The 21387-nt window shown below is 65.2% G+C and carries 21 protein-coding genes; 11 read left to right on the forward strand and 10 right to left on the reverse strand.

Annotated elements, in window-relative coordinates:
- Positions 1-58 precede the first annotated feature (58 nt).
- From urtB to KVX96_RS15910, 5 genes are all read left to right on the forward strand, one after another.
- Positions 59-2026, forward strand: a complete 1968-nt coding sequence (gene urtB / locus KVX96_RS15890) for an urea ABC transporter permease subunit UrtB (RefSeq protein WP_261195702.1) — start codon at positions 59-61, stop codon at positions 2024-2026.
- A 100-nt stretch (positions 2027-2126) separates the two neighbouring features.
- Positions 2127-3299, forward strand: coding sequence for an urea ABC transporter permease subunit UrtC (gene urtC, locus KVX96_RS15895; protein WP_261195704.1), 1173 nt, complete (start codon positions 2127-2129; stop codon positions 3297-3299).
- The gene (gene urtD, locus KVX96_RS15900) at positions 3296-4036 is read left to right on the forward strand and encodes an urea ABC transporter ATP-binding protein UrtD (RefSeq protein ID WP_261195706.1); all 741 of its coding nucleotides are present in this window, start codon (positions 3296-3298) and stop codon (positions 4034-4036) included. Before urtC ends, urtD begins: the two co-directional genes overlap by 4 nt.
- Positions 4037-4039: 3 nt before the next feature.
- Positions 4040-4735, forward strand: coding sequence for an urea ABC transporter ATP-binding subunit UrtE (gene urtE, locus KVX96_RS15905; protein ID WP_261195707.1), 696 nt, complete (start codon positions 4040-4042; stop codon positions 4733-4735).
- 156 nt (positions 4736-4891) lie between these two features.
- A complete protein-coding gene (locus KVX96_RS15910; protein ID WP_261195708.1) occupies positions 4892-6268 on the forward strand; it encodes an FAD-binding oxidoreductase in 1377 nt (458 codons plus the stop codon).
- An 87-nt stretch (positions 6269-6355) separates the two neighbouring features.
- Here the strand turns inward: KVX96_RS15910 and KVX96_RS15915 are convergent, their stop codons facing one another.
- From KVX96_RS15915 to KVX96_RS15925, 3 genes are all read right to left on the reverse strand, one after another.
- Positions 6356-7054, reverse strand: a complete 699-nt coding sequence (locus KVX96_RS15915) for a fumarylacetoacetate hydrolase family protein (RefSeq protein ID WP_261195709.1) — start codon at positions 7052-7054, stop codon at positions 6356-6358.
- Between the two features lie 66 nt (positions 7055-7120).
- Positions 7121-8461: a D-alanyl-D-alanine carboxypeptidase family protein gene (locus tag KVX96_RS15920; RefSeq protein ID WP_261195776.1), complete on the reverse strand. Its 1341-nt coding sequence runs from the start codon at positions 8459-8461 to the stop codon at positions 7121-7123.
- A gap of 283 nt (positions 8462-8744) precedes the next feature.
- The gene (locus KVX96_RS15925; RefSeq protein ID WP_261195710.1) at positions 8745-9443 is read right to left on the reverse strand and encodes an HAD family hydrolase; all 699 of its coding nucleotides are present in this window, start codon (positions 9441-9443) and stop codon (positions 8745-8747) included.
- Positions 9444-9572: 129 nt separating this feature from the next.
- Between KVX96_RS15925 and clpS the strand changes: the two genes are divergently transcribed.
- The 3 genes from clpS to KVX96_RS15940 are packed head-to-tail and all read left to right on the forward strand — an operon-like array spanning position 9573 to position 11787.
- Positions 9573-9917: an ATP-dependent Clp protease adapter ClpS gene (clpS, locus tag KVX96_RS15930; protein WP_409977134.1), complete on the forward strand. Its 345-nt coding sequence runs from the start codon at positions 9573-9575 to the stop codon at positions 9915-9917.
- Positions 9918-9937: 20 nt separating this feature from the next.
- Positions 9938-10951 carry a class I SAM-dependent methyltransferase gene (locus KVX96_RS15935; RefSeq protein ID WP_261195711.1) on the forward strand — a complete coding sequence of 338 codons (1014 nt, stop codon included), beginning with the start codon at positions 9938-9940 and terminating at the stop codon, positions 10949-10951.
- A gap of 29 nt (positions 10952-10980) precedes the next feature.
- The gene (locus KVX96_RS15940) at positions 10981-11787 is read left to right on the forward strand and encodes an SDR family NAD(P)-dependent oxidoreductase (RefSeq protein ID WP_261195712.1); all 807 of its coding nucleotides are present in this window, start codon (positions 10981-10983) and stop codon (positions 11785-11787) included.
- Positions 11788-11799: 12 nt separating this feature from the next.
- Here KVX96_RS15940 and KVX96_RS15945 read toward each other — a convergent pair whose 3' ends face one another.
- A complete protein-coding gene (locus tag KVX96_RS15945; RefSeq protein WP_261195713.1) occupies positions 11800-12189 on the reverse strand; it encodes a hypothetical protein in 390 nt (129 codons plus the stop codon).
- A gap of 145 nt (positions 12190-12334) precedes the next feature.
- On the opposite strand from KVX96_RS15945, the gene hemF reads away from it, so the two are divergent.
- Positions 12335-13228: an oxygen-dependent coproporphyrinogen oxidase gene (gene hemF / locus KVX96_RS15950; protein ID WP_261195714.1), complete on the forward strand. Its 894-nt coding sequence runs from the start codon at positions 12335-12337 to the stop codon at positions 13226-13228.
- A gap of 10 nt (positions 13229-13238) precedes the next feature.
- On the opposite strand, the gene KVX96_RS15955 is transcribed toward hemF, so the two are convergent.
- From KVX96_RS15955 to KVX96_RS15965, 3 genes are all read right to left on the reverse strand, one after another.
- Positions 13239-13763 (reverse strand): GNAT family N-acetyltransferase, encoded by a 525-nt coding sequence (locus KVX96_RS15955; protein WP_261195715.1) that lies wholly within the window; start codon positions 13761-13763, stop codon positions 13239-13241.
- Positions 13760-14329 carry a helix-turn-helix domain-containing protein gene (locus tag KVX96_RS15960; protein WP_261195717.1) on the reverse strand — a complete coding sequence of 190 codons (570 nt, stop codon included), beginning with the start codon at positions 14327-14329 and terminating at the stop codon, positions 13760-13762. Before KVX96_RS15960 ends, KVX96_RS15955 begins: the two co-directional genes overlap by 4 nt.
- 327 nt (positions 14330-14656) lie before the next feature.
- The gene (locus tag KVX96_RS15965; protein ID WP_261195718.1) at positions 14657-15685 is read right to left on the reverse strand and encodes a helix-turn-helix transcriptional regulator; all 1029 of its coding nucleotides are present in this window, start codon (positions 15683-15685) and stop codon (positions 14657-14659) included.
- A 196-nt stretch (positions 15686-15881) separates the two neighbouring features.
- Here KVX96_RS15965 and KVX96_RS15970 point away from each other — a divergent pair, with 196 nt between their 5' ends.
- Positions 15882-16733: a hydroxymethylglutaryl-CoA lyase gene (locus KVX96_RS15970; RefSeq protein ID WP_261195719.1), complete on the forward strand. Its 852-nt coding sequence runs from the start codon at positions 15882-15884 to the stop codon at positions 16731-16733.
- A 2-nt stretch (positions 16734-16735) separates the two neighbouring features.
- Positions 16736-17527 (forward strand): crotonase/enoyl-CoA hydratase family protein, encoded by a 792-nt coding sequence (locus tag KVX96_RS15975; protein ID WP_261195720.1) that lies wholly within the window; start codon positions 16736-16738, stop codon positions 17525-17527.
- A gap of 164 nt (positions 17528-17691) precedes the next feature.
- Here the strand turns inward: KVX96_RS15975 and KVX96_RS15980 are convergent, their stop codons facing one another.
- From KVX96_RS15980 to KVX96_RS15990, 3 genes are read right to left on the reverse strand one after another with little or no spacing between them, the layout of a single operon-like run.
- Positions 17692-18657, reverse strand: a complete 966-nt coding sequence (locus tag KVX96_RS15980) for a 2-hydroxyacid dehydrogenase (RefSeq protein ID WP_261195721.1) — start codon at positions 18655-18657, stop codon at positions 17692-17694.
- Entirely contained in the window at positions 18650-19498 is an 849-nt protein-coding gene (locus KVX96_RS15985; RefSeq protein ID WP_261195722.1) for a fumarylacetoacetate hydrolase family protein, read from the reverse strand. Before KVX96_RS15985 ends, KVX96_RS15980 begins: the two co-directional genes overlap by 8 nt.
- An 8-nt stretch (positions 19499-19506) precedes the next feature.
- Entirely contained in the window at positions 19507-21297 is a 1791-nt protein-coding gene (locus KVX96_RS15990) for an IlvD/Edd family dehydratase (protein WP_261195723.1), read from the reverse strand.
- Positions 21298-21387 lie beyond the last annotated feature (90 nt).

Consider the following 21387-nt stretch of genomic DNA (forward strand, 5'->3'; position numbering starts at 1 on the left):
AAGACCGATCTGGAGGGGGCTTCGGCCCCCTTCAATTTGAAAAGAGCAGCCCACTTCCATGATCAAGCACCTCCTTTCCCTCTGCGTGGCCCTGGCTGCGCTGGTGGCAAGCCTCGTGGCCGCCCCGGCCCAGACGGGCCAAACCGCCATCGATGCCCTGCTCGCCGAGCATCAGGCCATCATCGCCAAAGGCTCCCGCAAAACGATCGAGCCCGCCATCGAAGCTCTCGCAGGCAGCGGCCTGCCCGAAGCCCAGGTGATCCTCGAGCTGTGGCAGGCCAAGGAGCTGTGGCAGCTCAAGGAAGATAAAGCCTTCTACACCGTCGCCGAGCAGGCCGACGGCACCTATGCCATCGCGCACCCTGTCACCGGGGAGGCTGCTGGCAGCGTGGAGAAGAAGGCGCTCAAGCAGATCAAGCCCAACGCGGGCATCCGCGGCCTCATCGGTGCCGCCCTCGTTCAGTTCCAACTGATGGACACCGATCCCGAAAAGCGCCGCGCCGCCCTCACCGCCATCGAGCGCGATCCCGAGGCCAGCCACCTGAAAGCGCTGCGCGGAGCCATTGAGAAAGAACCCGATCCGGCGATCAAGGCCCAGAAGGAAGTGCTGGAACGCCTGCTCACCATCCGCTTCGGCCAGGACGAAGCCGAGCGCATCGCCGCCATCGAAAGCTTCCGCGGCGATCTCTCCGTCGGGGCGCGCGCCGCCCTGAACCCGCTGCTCACCACCCGCCGCGTCGCTGCCGCCACGCCGGTGGAGGGCAATATCGCCGCTACGCTCACCCCGGGCAGCGCCGCGCTGCCCGAGGCCGAGGCCTATGCGCTTCTGGTCTCCGAAGGGTTGGCCCCCGCCGCTCCCACGCATGATGAAATCCGCACCGCCCTCGCCGCCAACATCGAAGACGCCCGCGTCGCCGGCGTGCCCGTGGCCACGCTCAACACCGATGAGGCCCGCCTGCGCGCCTATGCCGGCCTCGCCGCAGAGGGCCGCGTGCCGCCGCTCGTCACCGAGGCCGACAAGGCCGCCGCGCTGAAAGCGCACAGCTATTACGACATCTACGAAGAGCCCTCGCCCGCCGTTACCTCTGCTGCCGAGGAAACGCTGGAGGCCATCAACACCAAGGTCGGCGTCAACCAGGCGCTGGATCTGGGTCTCGATGCGCTCTCGCTGGCCTCGATCTACTTCCTTGCGGCCATCGGCCTTGCCATCACCTTCGGCGTGATGGGCGTGATCAACATGGCCCATGGCGAGTTCATCATGATGGGCGCCTACACGGGCTACGTGGTGCAGCAATTTGTGCCCGACTACACGCTCTCGATCATCATCGCCCTGCCGCTCGCCTTCGCCGTCACCTTCGCCGCCGGCGTCGCGATGGAGCGGCTGGTGATACGCCACCTCTACCACCGCCCGCTGGAAACGCTGCTCGCGACCTTCGGCATCTCGGTGGCGCTGCAGCAGATCGCCAAGAACATCTTCGGCACGCAGGCCCGCCCCCTCACCTCCCCGGCCTGGCTCGATGGCGCCTGGGTGCTGAACGACGTGGTCTCCATCAGTTACATCCGCATCGCGATCTTCGTGCTGGCGCTGATCTTCCTCGCGCTGCTGCTGTTCATCCTGAACCGCACCCGGCTGGGGCTCGAAGTGCGCGCCGTCACCCAGAACCCGCGCATGGCCGCCTCCATGGGGATCAACCCGGACCGCATCAACATGCTCACCTTCGGCCTCGGCTCCGGCATCGCCGGGATCGCGGGCGTCGCCATCGGGCTGTTTGCGAAGGTCACCAGCGAGCTGGGCTCCGATTACATCGTGCAGAGCTTCATGACGGTCGTCGTCGGCGGCGTCGGCAACATCTGGGGCACCCTCGCAGGCGCCACGCTGATCGGCTTCCTGCAAAAGGGCATCGAGTTCTTCAACCCGTCCAACACGCTCGCTGCCCAGACCTATATGATCATCTTCATCATCGTCTTTATCCAGTTCCGCCCCCGAGGGATCATCGCCCTCAAAGGCCGCGCTGCGGGAGATTGATCATGCCTCACACAGCCTGCATCGCCCCACTTTGTTCTAGAAATACCTCGGGGGGTCGCGGGGGGCTGGCCCCCCGCGCCTTCTCCACGGAGCGCCACCCATGAACCGGTCCTTCTTCGCGAAAAACCCGTCCGTCCTCGTCTTCATTGCCTGCCTTGGCCTCTTCACCCTCGGCGTCACGCTCCTGAGCGAGGCCTTCGGCACCGGCGTGATCTCCACGAGCTTCGTGAAAACGCTGGGCAAAACGCTTTGCCTCTGCCTCATCGCCATCGCAATGGATCTGGTCTGGGGCTATTGCGGCATCCTGAGCCTTGGCCATTTCGCCTTCTTCGGGCTCGGCGGCTACATGATCGGCATGTGGCTGATGTATGCGCGCACCGAGCAGATTGTGGTGGCCTCGCTGGCCAATGCTGAAATCCCGCCCACCGCGCAGGAGGTAACAGACGCCATCGGCAACCAGATCTTTGGCGTCGTGGGGGGCAGCGATTTCCCCCTGATCTGGGCCTTTGCCGATAGCCTCACGATGCAGCTCGCCCTCGTGGTGCTCGTGCCCGGCCTGCTCGCGCTCGTCTTCGGCTGGCTCGCCTTCCGCTCCCGCGTCACCGGCGTCTACCTGTCGATCCTGACCCAAGCCATGACACTGGCGCTCTCGCTCTACCTGTTCCAGAACGATTCCGGCCTGCGCGGCAACAACGGGCTTTCGGGGCTGCAGAACATCCCCGGCGCGGAAAAGATCCCGCAGTCGATGATCTCGATCTATTTCTTCTGGGCCTCCGCGCTGGCCCTGCTGCTGGGCTACCTGCTGGCGGCCTGGGTGGTGTCGGGCAAGTTCGGCTCGGTTATCCGCGGCATCCGCGACGATGAGGCCCGCGTGCGCTTCCTCGGCTACTCGGTGGAGGGCTACAAGCTCTTCGTCTTCACCCTGACGGCCGTGATCGCGGGCATCGCGGGCGCGCTCTATTACCCGCAGGCCGGCATCATCAACCCGGCCGAAATCGCGCCCATCGCCTCGATCTACCTTGCGGTCTGGGTCGCCATCGGCGGGCGCGGGCGGCTCTATGGTGCCGTGATCGGCGCGGCAACCGTCTCGCTTCTGTCCAGCTGGTTCACCGGCGGGCAGGCACCCTCGATCAACCTCGGCTTCTACACCATCGACTGGGTCGACTGGTGGCTCGTGCTTCTGGGCTTCTCCTTCGTCCTCGTCACGCTCTTTGCCCCCAAGGGCATCGGCGGGCTGTTTGACTACCTCGTGCGCAAAGGAGACGCCAAATGAGCGCGCTTCTCGAAGTCTCCGGTGTTTCCGTCTCCTTTGACGGGTTCAAGGCGATCAACAACCTCTCCTTCCAGATTGGCGCGGCCGAGCTGCGCGCGGTGATCGGGCCCAATGGCGCGGGCAAGACAACCTTCATGGACATCGTCACCGGCAAGACGCGCCCCGATGAGGGTCGCGTGCTCTGGGGCGAGAAAAGCCAGAACCTACTGAAGATGAGCGAAGCCAAAATCGCGCAGGCCGGGGTGGGCCGGAAGTTCCAGCGCCCCACGGTGTTTGAAGACCAGAGCGTCTTCGACAACCTGCTGATGGCGCTCAAGAAAGAACGCGGCCCGCTGGACGTGCTCTTCTACAAGCGCAGCAAGGAGGATGACGCGAAGGTCGCAGCCCTGGCCGAGGAGATCGGGCTGGCCGACCAGCTGCACCGCACCTCGGGCGAGCTCTCCCACGGGCAGAAGCAGTGGCTGGAAATCGGCATGTTGCTCGCCCAGGAGCCGCGCCTTCTGCTGGTGGACGAACCCGCCGCCGGGATGACGCTGGCCGAGCGCGAACACACCACCGACCTGCTGCGCGAGGCCGCGAAAACCCGCGCCGTTGTCGTGGTGGAGCACGACATGGAGTTCGTGCGCAGGCTTGATTGCAAGGTCACCGTTCTGCACGAGGGCTCGGTTCTGGCCGAGGGTTCGATTGATCACGTCACCCAAGATCCGCAAGTGATCGAAGTCTACCTGGGGCGCTAAACCATGCTGCACACCAAAGATCTCACCCTGCATTATTCCGGCTCACAGATCCTCTACGGGATCGACATGGCCGCCGAGCGCGGGCAGGTGACCTGCGTGATGGGCACCAACGGCGTGGGCAAAACCAGCCTTTTGAAGGCGCTGTCGGGCACCCATCACCGCTCTGGCGGGCAATACACGCTGGATGGCGAGGCGATCGCCAAGCCCCCCGCCCATGCGCTGGCGCGCAAAGGGGTGGCCTATGTGCCGCAGGGCCGTGACATCTTCCCGCTGATGACGGTGCGCGAGAACCTTGAAACCGGCTTTGGCTGCATCCCGAAAGAGGAGCGCTTCGTGCCGGAGCAGATTTTCGAGCTCTTCCCGGTGCTGAAGGAAATGGAGAGCCGCCGGGGCGGCGATCTCTCGGGCGGGCAGCAACAACAACTCGCTATCGGCCGCGCCCTTATCGCCCAGCCCAAGCTCCTGCTGCTGGATGAGCCCACCGAGGGCATCCAGCCCAACATCATTCAGCAGATCGGCCGGGTGATCGAATACCTGCGCGACGAGGGCAAGATGGCCATCGTGCTGGTGGAGCAGTATTTCGAATTCGCCTACGGGCTGGCCGATGAGTTCTTCGTGCTCACGCGCGGAGCCGTCTCGCTGTCCGGTTCCAAGGCGAGCCTCGCCAAGGAAGAGGTGATGGCTTCGGTTTCGGTTTAGGCAGACGGTAACGTCACCTCCATGTACTGAGGGCGGCCCCGACCACGGGTGGGGGCTGCCCGGCGGTGCCGCCGGGCGACAGGTTTCCGTTCAGCCCTCTGGCCAATCCGAATGTGATGGGAAATAGTCGCCCCAAGTGAAGGGGAGGCCAGCCGGATGCTAATCGAGGAGTTGCGCGCCGCATTGGGCGCGAAAGGGGTGCTGTCTGGCGCGGATGCCGCGCCCTATGGCGAGGATTGGACGGGCAAATACAAGACCCATCCGCTGGCCGTGGCCCGCCCGGCGAACACGGCGGAAGTCTCTGAAACGGTGAAAATCGCCGCGCGCCACGGGGTGGCCGTGGTGCCCCTATCTGGCCGCACCGGGCTTGTAGGCGGCGGGGCCGCCGAGGGCGCGCTGGTGCTCTCGCTGGAGCGGATGAACCGCGTGCGCGAGATCCGCCCGGCAGCGCGGCTTGCGGTTGTGGAGGCCGGGGTGATCCTTTCGGCCCTGCACGCCGCCACCGAGCCCCACGGCCTCACCTTCCCGATGACCTTCGGCGCGAAGGACAGCGCCATGCTGGGCGGGCTGATGTCCACCAACGCGGGCGGCTCCAACGTGCTGCGCTATGGCAATACCCGCGCGCTGGTGCTGGGGATCGAGGTGGTGCTGCCCGATGGCCGCGTGCTCGATGCGATGAGCGAGCTGCACAAGGACAATTCCGGCTATGATCTGAAGGATCTCTTCATCGGCGCGGAAGGCACGCTGGGGATCATCACGGCAGCCGTGGTGAAGCTCGTGGAACTCCCTGCCCATCGCGGTACCGCCTTCGTGGGGCTGGAGCGGCTGGACGCGGCGCTGGATCTGCTGAACCGGCTGCGAAGCGCCACCGGCGGCGCCGTGGAGGCTTTCGAGTATATGCCCGAAGGCTACATGGCGCTGTACCGCAAGCTCTTCCCGCAAGCCCAGCCGCCGCTCGCCGATCTGCACCCGGTGCATATCCTCGTGGAGGTCGGCGCGGCCACGGAAGATGTGCCGGAGAAAATGACGGAGGTTCTGGCTGAGATGCTGGAGGACGGCACACTCACAGATGCCGCCATCGCCCAGAACGCCGCCCAGCGAACCGCACTCTGGCGGGTGCGCGAAAGTGCGGCAGAGCTGGCCTTCCACCGCCGCCCCTTCGTGGACAGCGATATTTCGGTGCCGCTCGACAAGGTGGCAGCCTTCCTTGAGGCCTACGACGCCCGCCTGCCCGCCATCGATCCGGGCGCTGAGACGCTCGTGGTGTCCCACCTGGGAGATGGCAACATCCACCATACGATCTGGCCCGCCAACGAAGATCCGGCGGTGCATGACGCTCTGCGCGCGCTTGTGGAGGAGATCACCGGCGAGCTGCGCGGCAGTTTCTCGGCGGAGCACGGCATCGGCCATTCCAAGCAGAACACGATGACCCGGCGCAAGGATCCGGTGGCGGTGAGCGTGATGCGCGCGGTGAAGGCGGCGCTGGACCCGGAGAACCGGATGAACCCCGGCAAGGTGCTGCCGAAAGACTAGAGGCGATCCGCCCGGCGGCACGCCGGGCAGCCCCCGCCCGCCCCCAAGGCGGGGGCTTTCAGCCCCCACCTACGGGCTGGGGCCGCCCTATCCGCCTTGGTAGCGCACTTCCGCCGCGCCAAGCCCCTCTATCTCCACTCGGCAGCTTTGCCCCGGCTTGATCGGCCCCACACCCGCAGGTGTGCCAGTGAAAATCAGATCCCCCGGCGCCAGCGCCACCAGCCGCGATAGATGCGCGATCACATCGGCCACCGGCCAGATCTGCTCCGCCAGATCACCGGACTGCCGCAGCTCGCCCCCGACGTGGGCCGTGATCCGCCCCGCCGCCGGATGGCCGACCTCCGCCACAGGCCGCAACGCGCCGCAGAGCGCCGAGGCGTCAAAGCCTTTCGCCATATCCCATGGCCTGCGCGCGGCCTTGGCCTCGGCCTGCAGATCGCGCCGCGTCAGATCATTGCCGGGCGCATAGCCCCAGACATGGGAGAGCGCGTCCTCTCGCGTGATGTCCTGCCCGCCACGGCCGATGGCCACCACCAGTTCGGCCTCATGGTGCAGGTCTTCGGTGGCCACCGGAAAGGGCAGTTCCGCGCCGTCCTCCACAAGGCTGTCGGCTGGTTTGGTGAAGAAGAACGGCGGCTCCCGGTCAGGGTCATTGCCCATTTCGCGGGCGTGTTCGGCGTAGTTGCGCCCCACGCAGAAGATCCGGCGCACCGGGAAACGGGCGCTTGATCCGGCAACGGCAACACTGGGCGGCGCAGGCGGGGCGAAAACGAAGGCATCAGACATGAAAAAAGGGCTCCCTCTGGAAGCCCCCTTGTGCCAAGCCGACGCCCGGCCTTCAAGCCATGGGGATCAGGCGGGCCCGTTCACCGAACAGACGCCGTTGCGCGCCACGATGCGCTTGCAGGCCAGATCGGCCTTGCCTTCGCTCAAGCCCCGGAACTGCGCTTCGAAGCCCTTGGAGGATTTCACCACCGTACGCTGCGCGCCGTCCAGCGAGCCGATCTCGTCCAGCGCCGTCTGAAGCAGCGCCTTCTCCGCGAGATACTGCGAGGAATAGAGCCCCACCGTCACGCTGTAGCGCTTCTCACCATCCAGCGAAGCCCGCGTGATCACGCGCTGCACTGAGTCAAACAGCCGCCCCTCGGGCTTCACGGACGCAAGCGTCACCTCTTCCGGGCGCGTCACCGGTGTGACTTCCACCGCCGCAGGCAGGCCTTCCTTGCGCAGGCGCGATTCATCATAGGTGGCGTCCTGCGCCTCCTGCACAGCTTCCTCGATGTCGTCCTTCAACGCGAGCAGCAGCGCATCCTTGCCGGTGCCGGGCCGCGGCTTGGGCCGCAGACTCGTTTTCACCGCCGTCACATCGCGTTTGATCACGCCGCCCGCATCCGCCAGCGCGTAATTGGGCGCGCCCGGCTTGCGGACCGTGGCGTTGGACGGTGCCTTGCGGAAGCCCAGATCCAGAAGCTCGGCCACCCGCGCGTTGCGCGTGGCGGTGGAGCGGCCTCCGAACACCGTGGCGATCACCCGCTCGTTGCCCCGTTCGGCGGAGGCCACGAGGTTGAAGCCAGCGGCGCGGGTGTAGCCCGTCTTGATGCCATCGGCACCCTTGTAGGCGTCCAGAAGGCGGCGGTTGGTGTTGTTCACCGTCTTGATCCCGGCATCCGTGGAGCGACGGGAGAAGAGGTTGTAATATTGGGGATAATCGTAGAACAGTCGCCGCCCGAGGATCGTCATGTCGTGGGCGGTGGAGAGGTGGCCTTCCTCGGTCAGGCCGTGGGCGTTCTTGAAATTGGTGCGCGTCATGCCCAGCGCCTTGGCGGTGCGGTTCATGCGGCGGGCAAAGGCCGCCTCGCTGCCTTCGATGGCCTCGCCGATGGCGGTGGCGGCGTCATTGGCCGATTTGACCGACGCCGCCCGCACGAGGTATCTGAGCTGGATTTTCTGCCCCGAGCGCAGCCCCAGTTTGGAGGGCGGCTCGGCGGCGGCCTTGGACGAGATCCGCACCATCGTGTCCATGGAGATCTCGCCGTTCTTCACCGCCTCAAAGGCAATGTAGAGCGTCATCATCTTGGTGAGCGAGGCCGGGTGCAAGCGGGTGTCGGCGTTTTCGGAATGCAGAACTTCGCCCGTTCGGGCGTCGATCACCATGGCCGCATAGGGCGCGGAAAGCGCCATGAACGGCACCATCAGCACAACCCAAAGGAGTGCCACAGGAATCGAGTAACTACGGAAGTACCGCTGGAGACGCTGTCCCACGTCGCTTGCCTCTCATCTGCCTCAAACCGCCGTGTTTTCACGGTCAGCCATTTTTTATGCTTGGATGTAGGTTAACATAGCCCCCGCCACGGGAAAACCCATTTGTTTCTTGGCAGATAGGCCGGTTGTCAACGCGCGTTTCCAAAATCTAGGGGGCAGCGCCACCTCACCCCCAAGATGTACCCTTACGCGGGGGCAGATTGATCGCAAACCCCTAAAAAGACTGTATCAAACCCGGCAACAAACCCAGATCGGCGATCTCCCGGAAGCGCGCGTGGCTGCCGGGCGCTTCGCCCTGCTCATAGGCCCATGTCAGATCATGGGGCACATAGACACCCCATGCCCCCGCCGCCAGCGCCGGAAGCACGTCCGAGCGCAGCGAATTGCCCACCATCACCGCCGCGGCTGCACCTTCCGCGTGTCTGGCGAAGATCGACTCATAGGTGGCTTGGGTCTTGTCGGAGACGATCTCCACCCCGTCAAACAGCTCGCCCAGCCCCGATTGCGCCAGCTTGCGTTCCTGATCCAGCAGATCGCCCTTGGTGATCAGCAGGATCCTGTGACTTCGCGCCAAGGCCTCCACCGCCTCGCGGGCATGGGGGAGCAGATGGATCGGGTGGCGCAGCATCTCCTGCCCGGCGGTGATCAGCTCGCGCACGACTGGGGCCGGCACCCGCTCTTCGGTGACATCAAGCGCCGTTTCGATCATCGACAGCACGAAGCCCTTGATGCCGAAACCGTAGTGGCCAAGGTTGCGCCGCTCCGCCTCCAGAAGCCGGGCCTCCAGATCGCCCGGTGCGGCGAAATCCTTCAGCAATTCGGCGAATCGCTCCTGTGTGAGCTTGAAGAACTGCTCGTTCTGCCAGAGCGTGTCGTCGGCGTCGAAGGCCACGGTGGTCGGTTTTTCAGACATCTTTAACCCATTGGTGGCCAGAGTTTTGCGCACGACTTGGGCGCCAGACTCCGCCTGCCCTCTTTTCTCTGCCGAAGAAGCGCATATATTGTCGCCTCTATGGCAAAACCGGAAGCTGCATTGCGAGACATGTCGAACAAAACGCCCCTCATGATGGCCGACAAGACCGATCAGGGTGACGGCGATACCGGCGTGCTCACCAAGACGCGCAGCAAAACGGCGCGCCCGCCGCTCTACAAAGTGCTGCTGCTGAACGACGATTACACGCCGATGGAATTCGTCGTCCATGTGCTCGAACGTTTCTTCGGGCTCAGCCACCAGCAGAGCTTCGAGATCATGCTGACCGTGCACAAGAAGGGCGTGGCCGTTGTGGGCGTCTTCTCTCATGAGATCGCCGAAACGAAGGTGACGCAGGTGATGGATTACGCCCGCCGCCACCAGCACCCGCTGCAGTGCACCATGGAAAAGGAGTAGCGGGCCAGCCCCCGCCGCCAATGCAAACATCCCGTCTTTCCCTCGCGCTCGACGCGCAGGAGGTCTCGCTGCCCGCAGAGGGCCGCATCCTCGCGTTGCGCGCCCGCGCCGCCGACGATCTGGCCGTCCTGCCCGCCGATCGCCTCGACATCCTGCAAAGCTTTGCGCCCGACCACACCGCCCTCAAGGCACGCGGCTTTCACATGGTGGAGGCCCCGGCCGCCACTCCTTATGCGGCCGCGCTGGTGTTCCTGACGCGCTCCAAGATCGAATCCCAACAGTTGATCGCGCAGGCCGTGGCCGCGACGGGCGGCGGGTTGGTGCTGGTGGACGGTCAGAAGACAGACGGCACCGACAGCCTGCTGAAAGCCCTGCGCAAGCGGGTTCCGGGCCATGTTGCGGCCTTCTCCAAGGCCCATGGCAAGCTGATCTGGTTCACCGGCGGCGGTAATTTCGCCGACTGGGCGCAAGCCACTGTCGACTCGCCCGAGGGCTTCCAGACCGTGCCCGGCGTCTTTTCGGCGGATCGGATCGACCGGGGCTCGGCCCTGCTGGCCGAAGCCCTTCCGGCCAAGCTGCCCGCCCATGTGGTGGATTTGGGCGCGGGTTGGGGCTTTCTTTCCCGTGCCATCCTCGCGCGCGAAGGAGTGCAGCGGCTGGATCTGGTGGAGGCCGAAGGTCTGGCGCTTACTTGCGCCAAGGCCAACATCACAGATGCGCGCGCGCAGTTCCACTGGGCTGACGCCACCGATTTTATTCTGGACACCCCGGCAGATGCGGTGGTCATGAACCCGCCCTTCCATACGGGTCGCGCCGGGGATCCGGCGCTGGGGCAGGCCTTCATCGAGGCCGCCGCGCGGCTCCTGAAACCCAATGGCAGCCTCTGGATGGTGGCCAACCGCCACCTGCCCTATGAAGCCAAGCTGGCCGCCCTGTTTCGCGACGTGAAGGACGCAGGCGGTGACAGCGGCTTCAAAATCCTCTATGCCCAAGGGCCTGTGCGCCGCAAAACCGCCCCGCGCCGGGGCGCTTAAGTCAGAGAAGCATCAGGAACTCCCAACACATGTCATTCTCCATCACCGGCAAGACCGCCATCGTGACAGGTGCCGCCAACGGCATCGGCCTCGCCATTGCCCGCCATTTCGCCGACAAGGGGGCAAACGTCATGTTTGCCGACATGGATGAAACCCGGCTGGAAGAAGAACTGGGCAAGCAGGTCGAGGAAGGCAACATCCGCTATTTCGCCGGCGATCTGCGCGAGAAGCTGACGATTGCCAACCTGCTTTCAGCCACGCTGGACGCTTTTGACCGCGTGGACATCCTTGTGAACGCCTGCCGTCAGGTCTGCAAATCCGATCCGCTGAACGCCGATGATGACGCGGTGGAGATCCTGCTGAAGCAGAACCTGCTCACTTCGCTGCGGCTGTCGCAACTGGTGGCCAAACGGATGAAACACCAGGCGGAAGAAGACGGCACGAGCGAAGGCTCCATCGGCACGATCATCAACCTCTCCTCCATCGCCGCGCGCCGCACCCACCCGGACCTGATGGCCTATTCGATCAGTTCCGCCGCGCTGGATCAGATGACACGCTCGCTCGCCGTGGCGCTTTCGAAGGACAAGATCCGCGTGAACGGCGTGGCCTTTGGCAGCGTGATGAGCGCGAGCCTGCAATCCACCCTGAAAGACACGCCGGACTACCGGAACACCATCATCGCCTCCACCCCGCTCGAACGCATCGCCTCGGCGAGCGAAGTGGCGGAGGCCGTGCAATTCCTCGCCTCGCCGGCGGCGGATTTCATGACGGGCCAGATCCTGACGGTGGACGGCGGGCGCACGCTTCTTGATCCGGTGGCGGCGGCGGCGCACTAAGCGCTGCGCGGCTTAGCCTTCTGGCGGGAACTGCGCGTTGCAGGCCGCCACGGGGGCCTCGGCCTCTTTCGCTAGGCGGCGGCGCTGCTCCTGCAGGGAGGCAAGCTTGGCCTTCTCCGCATTCACGTCGATCGCGACGGGCCGTGTGACGGGTACGGAGCGCGGCACGGTGCAGGTGTACATGCGCCCGAAGCGGTCATAGCACCAGTCAAACCCGGTGGTGATGCGGTAATCCGTTTCCACACCAAAGCCGCGCTGGATGTTGGCCTCGGTCTGCGCGATCAGCTGCTCCACGGTGCGTAGGTTCTCAGTGGCCGCGTTCAGACACCGCTCGCGCGGCGTGCTGCAGGCGGCGAAGGCCAGCGCGGGAAGCAGAAGAAGGGCGGCGCGTGTACGAGTCATGGCGCCATCCTATCTGACCGCGCTGAAAGGACAATCCCGCGCGCACTGCCACCCGCGTCCTTTGACGCACTGGCCCTTTGCCTTTGATCAGGTTAGGCACAGGGCAAGCAAGCGCCCGGCGCGCCGCAACAGGAAAGGCCCTGCCATGAGTGACAGTTTCGACGATCAGAAAGCCCGCGCCGCCGCCTGGTTCCGGGAGTTGCGTGATCAGATCGTGGCCGCCTTCGAGGCGCTGGAGGACAGCCAGAGCGAAGGCCCCTTCGCCAGCCTGCCTGCGGGGCGTTTCGAAGTGAGCGAGACCCGCCGCGCCGCGCCCGATGGGGGCGATGCCGGTGGCGGGCTGATGAGCGTGATGCGCGGCGGGCGTGTGTTTGAGAAGGTCGGAGTGAATGTCTCCACCGTCTACGGCACGCTCGGCGAGCGGGCGCAGGGCGCGATGGCTGCGCGCAAGGATCTGCCTGGCATCAAGGAAGATCCGCGCTTCTGGGCCTCGGGCATCTCGCTCGTGGCGCATATGCAGAACCCCCACACCCCGGCCGTCCACATGAACACCCGCATGTTCTGGACGCCCCACGGCTGGTGGTTTGGCGGCGGGGCCGATCTGAACCCCTGCATCGAATACGCCGCCGACACAGAGAGCTTCCACGCCACGCTGAAAGCCCACTGCGATCCCCACGGCACCGAGATCTACCCGCGTTTCAAGGCCTGGGCGGATGAGTATTTCTACATCCCGCACCGGGGCCGCGCACGCGGCGTGGGCGGGATCTTCTACGACGATCTGAACACCGGCGACTGGGAAGCCGATTTCGCCTTCACGCAGGACGTGGGCCGCGCCTTCCTGCCCGCTTTCCTGCCGACGGTGGAAGCCCACCGAAACACACCCTTCTCTGAGGCGGACAAGGACACGCAGCTTGTCCACCGTGGGCTCTACGCGGAATACAACCTCGTCTATGATCGCGGCACGAAGTTCGGGCTGGAAACCGGCCATGATGCCAATGCCGTGCTGATGAGCTTGCCGCCTTTTGCGAAATGGGTCTAAAGCAGGGCCGCTAAAGCGCCTTGTACATGTAGGTCGTGCCATCGAGCCTCTCGCTCTCGGGCGCGCGGCAATAGCCGGGGATCACCCCGGCCACCTGAAACCCGAGGCTTGCATAAAGCGGCTCTGCACTGTCGCCGGTGCGGGTGTCGAGCGTCAGCAGCCCCTTGCCACGCGTCCGCGCCTCAGCCTCCGCCGCCGCCATCAGCGCCCGCGCCACGCCCCTGCGGCGGGCTTTGGGATGCACCAGAAGCTTGGAGATCTCGGCCCGATGCGGCTGGTTCGCAGGCGTGTCCACCACGAGCTGAACGGTGCCCAGAACTCGAGAACTGTCCCGCGCCACGAAGAGCACACGCCCGCCCGACGCAACCGCTGGCGCGATGGTGCCGGTGAAGAAGGCCAGCGCCTCGTTCCGCATGAAGGGCAGGATGAAGCCGACGCTCGCGTGATCCTGCACGCAGGCCCAGAGCACCTCGGCCAGCGCCTCCTGCACCTGTGCAAACCGCTCGGCCCCGATCTGTTCCACGGTATAGCTCATGCGCCACCTCCCGGCTGGATGATGGAGAGCACGTATCGCGCGCCGTCCGGCCCCGGCGCCTCAAAGCGGCTGCCCCCGTAAAGCCGATAGCGCAACGCGTCGCCCGCGTTCATCTGATGCGCTGCCTCGCCCAGAGTGACGCGCAACTGCCCTTCCAGCAGATACAGATGATGCTCAAGCCCCGGCGTCGGCGGGCCGTCATAGGCAATATCGGCCCCCGGCTGCAGGGTGCACTCCAGCATCTCCCCCCGAAAGCCCGCCGCCGGAGGCGACACCGCGCGGCGCAGGAACCCCGCGCCCGGATCCTCCCACAGCTTTTGGTTTGCCCGCGGAACATAGGCCTGCGGCTGCTCTTCCACCGCCATCAGCAGGGCCGACATCGGCAGGCCGTAGAGCCGGCACAACCGCCCCAGCGCCTCCGCCGTTGGGCTGGTTTCCGCCGTTTCCATCCGCGAGAGCGTGGCGCGGCTCACGCCGCACTGCGCCGCCGCCGCTTCCAGCGACAGGCCAAGCGCACTGCGCTCCTGCCGCAACCGTGCGGCCAGTCTGGGTCCGAAGTCTTCCATTGCAATATCTCAAATACGGGAATCATTCTCTAAAATGAGATTACCGCCATGCAGCGCGCGCGCAAGGAAAAAGGCCCGGTCACCAAAGGTGATCCGGGCCAATCACATCTTGCGATGCAAAAGTCAGGAGTGTGCTGGCCTTGTTGTTTTAGGTCAGCGCCCGTCTCGACGCCTGTTCTCCCCAGAAACCTGGCGGAGATCGTGGCGCTAAGCCCTTATTGGCGGCCTCTCCTCCATGACGCCCTTCTAGGGGAATCGCAGGCAAGAGGATTTTGCCAAACGGCCAAAAAATTTCGAATAGTCGCCAAAGAGCGTTGGCAGAGCCTGTTATGCTGCGGAAGCCTGAAGCGCGAAAGCCTTGGGCGTCAGCCCCGTCCAGCGCTTGAAGGCCGTGGTGAAGGCTGCCTGATCGGAGTAATCCAGCACATAGGCCACCTCGGAAATCGCCAGCCCGTCGCGCAAATAGCTGCGCGCGATGTCTTCGCGCAGCCCGTCGACGATCTCCCGGAAGGAGATGCCGTTGTCGCTCAGGCGCCGCGCGAAGGTGCGCCGGCTCATGCCGAGGTTCGCCGCAACCTCATCTGCCGATGGCAGCCGCCCGGGCAAACCGTCCAGCAGCAGTTTCTCGATCCGGGCGCGCAGATCCATCTTGCCGCCGCCAGAGCGCGACAGCAGCAGGTTGCCATAATCGGTCAGGTGATCGCGCAGCGCCGGATCAAAGGTCGGGATATCAAGGTTCAACGTGGAAGGAGCGAGGATGATCTCATCCATGCCAGTGGCAAACTCCACGGCACAGCCCGCTTTGCGCTGGATGGCCTCCGCCGAGGCACCGGCAGCGTGGCGAAAGCGGATTTCCAGCGGAAAGAACGAGACCTGCGTGATCTGGCGCATCGTGGCCAGCGCGGAGAACAGCAGGAATTCGCGGTGATGATGCATCCGCGCGATTTCGCCGTCTTCCGCGCGGGTCTGGAAATGCCCGGCGCTGCTCGTGGTCTGCAGCCAGTAAACCGTCGTTGGGTCCACCAGTACGTGATAGCGCGAGGCAGCTTCGATCGCAGTTTTCAGGTCCTTAGAGTATTTGGCGATATAGACCGTCAGCGATTGGGAGTTCTGGAAACAGAGACCGGCGCGCACGGCAAAATCGGCCATGCCTTCCAAGGCACAAGCCATCTGGCAAAACCGTGCTTCACTCAGGGTTTCGACCTGCCCGTCCCGGATGCGCAAGGCCTCACGCTTCACATCAAGCTCATCCAGAATGGCCTGCGCGGCGCGAGGGGAACCGGTGAAATCATCAAGACAGCTGACCAGATGTGCAAGGCGTTGAACCGGGACAGTCGGCTTTGAATTTTGTGCCATAGAAACCACTTACTGAAAACGATGGCGTAATCTTTCCGCGTTGCGGCGAATAAATCAACTCCCCGCGCGCCGATTTGCAACGCTTTGTGAACAATGGATCACAACGCCCGACCCCTTCCCTGCTGCCCCGCTGCCGTGTAGGAATGCGCGCGGGAGGCGCGGCCCCATCGGGGGGTGCGTGGCAAGGGGAGAGGCCATGACAGACACCGCCACGATTTTCGAGGTCGGCCCGCGCGACGGGCTGCAAAACGAGAAGGCGCAGATCGCCACCGCCGACAAGATTGCGCTGGTGGACATGCTTTCGGAAAGCGGGCTGCGCAAGATCGAGGTGACGAGTTTCGTCTCGCCGCGCTGGGTGCCGCAGATGGCCGATGCCGCCGAAGTCATGGCCGGGATCACGCGACAGCCGGGCGTGGATTACGCGGTGCTCACCCCCAACGCCAAGGGGCTTGAGGGCGCACGCGCGGCACAGGCCGACGAGATCGCCGTCTTCGGCTCTGCCTCGGAAGGTTTCAGCCAGAAGAACATCAACTGCTCAATCGCCGAAAGCCTCACGCGGTTTGAGCCGGTGATGATCGCGGCGCTGGAGCATGGGCTGCCGGTGCGGGGCTATGTCTCTTGCATCACCCATTGCCCCTACGATGGTGCTGTTGCACCCGAGGCGGTGCTTGCGGTGGCGCAGAAACTCTTGGCGATGGGCTGCTACGAGGTGAGCCTCGGCGACACCATCGGGGCCGCCACGCCGGAAACGCTTGCGCCGCTGCTTGAGGTTTTGCTGGCGGAGATCCCGGCAGCGAAGCTCGCGGGCCATTTCCATGACACCCACGGGCGGGCGCTGGAGAACATCGGCCTTTGTCTTGACGCCGGCTTGCGCGTCTTTGACGCCGCTGTGGGCGGGCTGGGCGGCTGCCCCTATGCGCCCGGTGCGGCCGGGAACGTGGCCAGCGAGGCCGTTCTGGCGCTGCTCACCGAGCGCGGCTTTGACACCGGCATTGATCCTGACCGCCTCGCGGATGCCGCGCGGTTTGCACGCAGCCTGAGGGCCTGAGAATGACCAAATACCAAACGCTTTCCGTCGCCACCGATGCCCGTGGCGTCGTTTCACTCACCCTGAACCGCCCCGAGGCGCGCAACGCGCTCTCGGCCGAGATGATCGGCGAGCTGACCGATTTTGCCCACACGATCGGGGCCGCGCCCGAGACGCGCGCCGTTGTGCTTTCGGGCGCGGGGAAGGTCTTTTGCGCAGGCGGTGATCTGGGCTGGATGATGGATCAGATCCGCGCCGACCGCGCCACAAGGATGCGCGAGGCGCGCAAGCTCGCCGAGATGCTGCAGGCGCTCAACGAGATGCCGAGCCCGTTGATCGGCAGGATCCACGGCGGGGCCTTTGGCGGTGGCGTGGGGATGGCGAGCGTTTGTGATGTGGCGATTGCCGAGAGCGGCACGAAGTTTGGCCTCACCGAAACGCGGCTGGGGCTGATCCCCGCCACCATAGGGCCCTACGTGATCGCGCGGATGGGCGAGGGCAAGGCGCGGCGGGTGTTCATGTCGGCAAGGCTGTTTGGGGCCGAAGAAGCGCAGGCGCTGGACCTGATCGCGGGCCACGCGGCAGCCGAGGCACTGGACGCCCGCATCGAAACCGAGGTCGCCCCCTATTTGGAGGTCGCCCCCGGCGCGGTGGGGGCCGCCAAGGCGCTGGCGCGGGTACTTGGGCCACGGATCGACGATGTGGTGATCGATGAAACCATCACCCGCCTTGCGGACACGTGGGAAACGCCGGAAGCGCGGGAGGGCATCGAGGCCTTCCTGAACAAGGGCGTGCCCAGCTGGCGGCAGGCTTGATCAGAGCGCCATCGCCGTCCCGCGGGGTGGCGAGCCGAGGTTTGTGCTGAGCAGGTTATCTGGCAACCTCCGCGCATGGCTTGAACGGAGCACCCAGTCCAGCCAAATCGCCAGCCCGTCCGGGCGGGCCGGCGATGGCGCGGCGCCTTCGGCTTGTCCCGCGCCTAACCGTTCAGCGCCTTGCACTCGGGCACCGGCGTAAGCACAGTGCCATCCTTCAGGAACTGGCTGAGGTTGTCGCAGGTGAGATCGCCCATCGCCTGACGGGTTTCCACCGTGCCTGAGCCCACATGCGGCGTGAGCACCACGTTGTCCATGCCTTTGAGCGCATCCGGGATCTTCGGCTCCTGCTCAAACACATCAAGCCCCGCCCCGCCGAGTGCGCCGCTTTCCAAAGCGGCCACCAGCGCGGCCTCATCCACAACAGAGCCGCGCGAGACGTTGACGAGGATGCCCTCAGGCCCCAGCGCCGCAAGCACCTCGGCGTTCACCAGATGCTGCGTGGCCGCGCCGCCGGGCGTGATGCAGACCAGCACATCGCAGCGCTGCGCCATATCCACCAGATCGGCGCAATAGGTGTAATCCACCGGCTTTTCCGAGCGGCTGTGATAGAGGATCTCGGCCCCGAAAGCCTTGGCGCGCTCGGCAATCGTCTGGCCGATGCGGCCCAGCCCGAGGATGCCCACGCGGCGGTTCTGCACCGAGCGGGTGAGCGGGTACGCGCCCTTGGCCTCCCAATCGCCGCTGCGCGCCCAGCGCTCCGAGGGCACCAACTGGCGGGAGACGGCAAGCCAGAGCAGGATCGCCGTGTCGGCCACCTCATCGTTCAGCACATCCGGTGTGTGGGCCACCAGAATGCCTTTCGCCGCCGCGCCATCGGCGTCGATCGCGTCATAGCCAACGCCGTAGCTCGAGATAACCTTCACGTTCGGACAGGCCGCCATCACGTCTTCCGGCACCCCCCAATGGCCATCGGTGGCAATCGCATGCACCGACGGGCCGACTTCGGCCAGAAATTCCGCGCGGTCTTCGCGGCCGAACAGGCGGTGCACGGTGAACTCGGCTTCAAAACGGGCGGTCATGCGCTCCGTCACCTGGCCGACCTGCAGCAGAACCGGTTTCTCAGACATCAGCCTTCACCTCTTGCCGCTGGCGGCCCAGCCCTTCGATCCATACGTCCATCACATCGCCTTCCTTCAGGTATTTCGGTTCGGGTTTCATCCCCATGCCCACGCCCGGAGGCGTGCCGGTGGAGATCACATCGCCCGGGTGCAGGGTAAAAAGCTGGCTCAGATGAGAGATGATCTGCGCCACGGTGAAGATCATCGTCGCCGTATTGCCCGACTGCATCTGTGCGCCATTCACCGCCAGCCCCATGTCGAGCCGCTGCGGATCGCCCACTTCGTCGGCCGTCACGAGCCACGGCCCCGTGGGGCCGAAGGTGTCGCAGCTCTTGCCCTTGGTCCACTGGCCGGTGAGCCCGGTCTGGAATTCACGTTCGGAAACATCATTGCAGATGCAATAGCCCGCCACGTAATCCAGCGCCTCGGCCTCGCTCACGTATTTCGCCGCGCGCCCGATCACCACGCCAAGCTCCACCTCCCAATCGCTGCGCGTGGAGCCGCGCGGCAGGATCACATCGTCATTGGGGCCGGAAATCGCGGAATTGGCCTTCATGAAGAGGATCGGGTGTTCGGGGATCGGCAGGCCGCTTTCGGCGGCATGATCGGAGTAGTTGAGCCCGATGCACATGAACTTGCCGATGCTGCCCACGCAGGGGCCCAGCCGGGTTCCGGGGGCCACTTTGGGCAGCCCCGCGGGATCGAGCGCCCGCAGGCGCGACAGCGTGCGGGCCGACAGGTGCGGCCCGCTGATGTCGGGCACATGGGAGGAGAGATCGCGGATCCCCCCTTCCCGATCGACGATCCCGGGTTTCTCGGCCCCGGGCGCACCGAAACGCACCAGTTTCATGGCAGCTCCTAGTGGTTGTCGCGCGGGAGCGGCCCCTGCGCGAGGCGTTTGTATTTGTCCGCACCTTCCAGCGTCATGCCTTCAGAGAGCGGGCGCACGCGCTCGCGGAAGATCTCCTGCCAGGGGGTTTGGGACTCTGGCGTATAGGGGCGCTCGCCCAGAGTGGCGCGGCGGGCCTCAAGCTCGGCCTCGTCCACCAGCATGTTGGCGGTGCAGGCGTTCAGATCGATGCGGATGCGATCGCCGGTTTTCACCAGCGCCAGCCCGCCACCAGCCGCCGCTTCGGGCGATGCGTTCAGGATCGAGGGTGAGCCGGAGGTGCCGGACTGGCGGCCATCGCCGACGCAGGGCAGCGCGTGGATGCCCTTTTTCAGCAGGTAGGCCGGCGGACGCATGTTCACCACTTCCGCCGCACCCGGATAGCCGATAGGGCCCGCGCCGCGCATGATCAGGATGCAATGCTCATCCACGCCGAGGCTCTCGTCGTCGATCCGCTTGTGGAAATCCTCCGGCCCGTCAAAGACGATGGCACGGCCTTCCCAGGCGTTGGGGCTCTCAGGGTTGGAGAGGTAGCGATCGCGGAACTCGGTGCTGATCACCGAGGTCTTCATGATCGCGGAGTCAAAGAGGTTGCCCGACAGGTTGATGAACCCGGCCGCCGGGACGAGCGGTGCCGAAACGGGCATGATCACGTCATCGTTCTCGGTGCGGCGCTCGGCGCAGTTGTCGCCCATCGTCTTGCCGTTGGCGGTGATCGCATCGGGGTGCGGCAGCAGCCCGGCGGCGATCAACTCGCCCACCACGGCCGGCACGCCGCCTGCGCGGTGGTAATCCTCGCCCAGATATTTGCCCGCCGGCTGCAGGTTCACCAAGAGCGGCACCTTGTGGCCCAGCGCCTGCCAGTCGTCGTTGTTCAGCTCCACGCCCAGATGGCGGGCGATGCCGTTCAGGTGGATCGGCGCATTGGTGGAGCCGCCGATGGCGGAGTTGATCACGATGGCATTCTCAAACGCCTCGCGCGTCATGATGTCGGTCGGCTTCAGATCCTCGCGCACCATGTCCACGATGCGTTTGCCGGTCTCGTAGCTGATCTGGCCGCGCTCGCGGTAGGGCGCGGGGATGGCGGCGGAGCCCGGCAGCTGCATGCCCAGCGCCTCGGCCAGCGAGTTCATCGTGGTGGCGGTGCCCATAGTGTTGCAATAGCCCACGGACGGCGCAGACGAGGCGGCCAGTTCCATGAAACCGTCATCGTCGATCTCGCCGGTGGCCAGCAGTTCGCGGGCCTTCCAGATCACCGTGCCGGAGCCTGCGCGCTCGCCCTTGTACCAGCCGTTCAGCATCGGGCCAACCGAGAGCGCGATGGCGGGAATGTTCACCGTCGCCGCTGCCATCAGCAGGGCCGGGGTTGTCTTGTCGCAGCCGATGTTGAGCACTACGCCGTCGATCGGGTAGCCGTAGAGCGTTTCCACGAGGCTCAGGTAAGCGAGGTTGCGGTCAAGGCTCGCTGTGGGGCGCTTGCCGGTTTCCTGAATCGGATGCACCGGGATCTCGATCACCGTGCCGCCGGCGGCGATGATGCCGTCGCGCACGCGTTTGCTCAGCTCGATATGGTGGCGGTTGCAGGGGCTCAGATCGCTGCCCGTCTGGGCGATGCCGATGATCGGCTTGCCCGATTGCAGCTCTTCGCGGGTCAGCCCGTAGTTCAAATAACGTTCGAGATAGAGCGCGGTCATCTCGTGGTTGTCGGGGTTGTTGAACCATTGCTGGCTGCGCAGCGGGCGTTTGGTGTCTTGCGTCACGCTCAAATTCTCCTGGTCCGGGCCCCGACTCAAAATAGCAGGCACCCGATAAGTGGCACTTGTTTCGATCGTCCCGAAGCCGCGCAACGC

Source organism: Pseudoruegeria sp. SHC-113 (assembly GCF_025376885.1).
In the GTDB taxonomy this organism is placed as follows: Bacteria; Pseudomonadota; Alphaproteobacteria; order Rhodobacterales; family Rhodobacteraceae; genus Pseudoruegeria.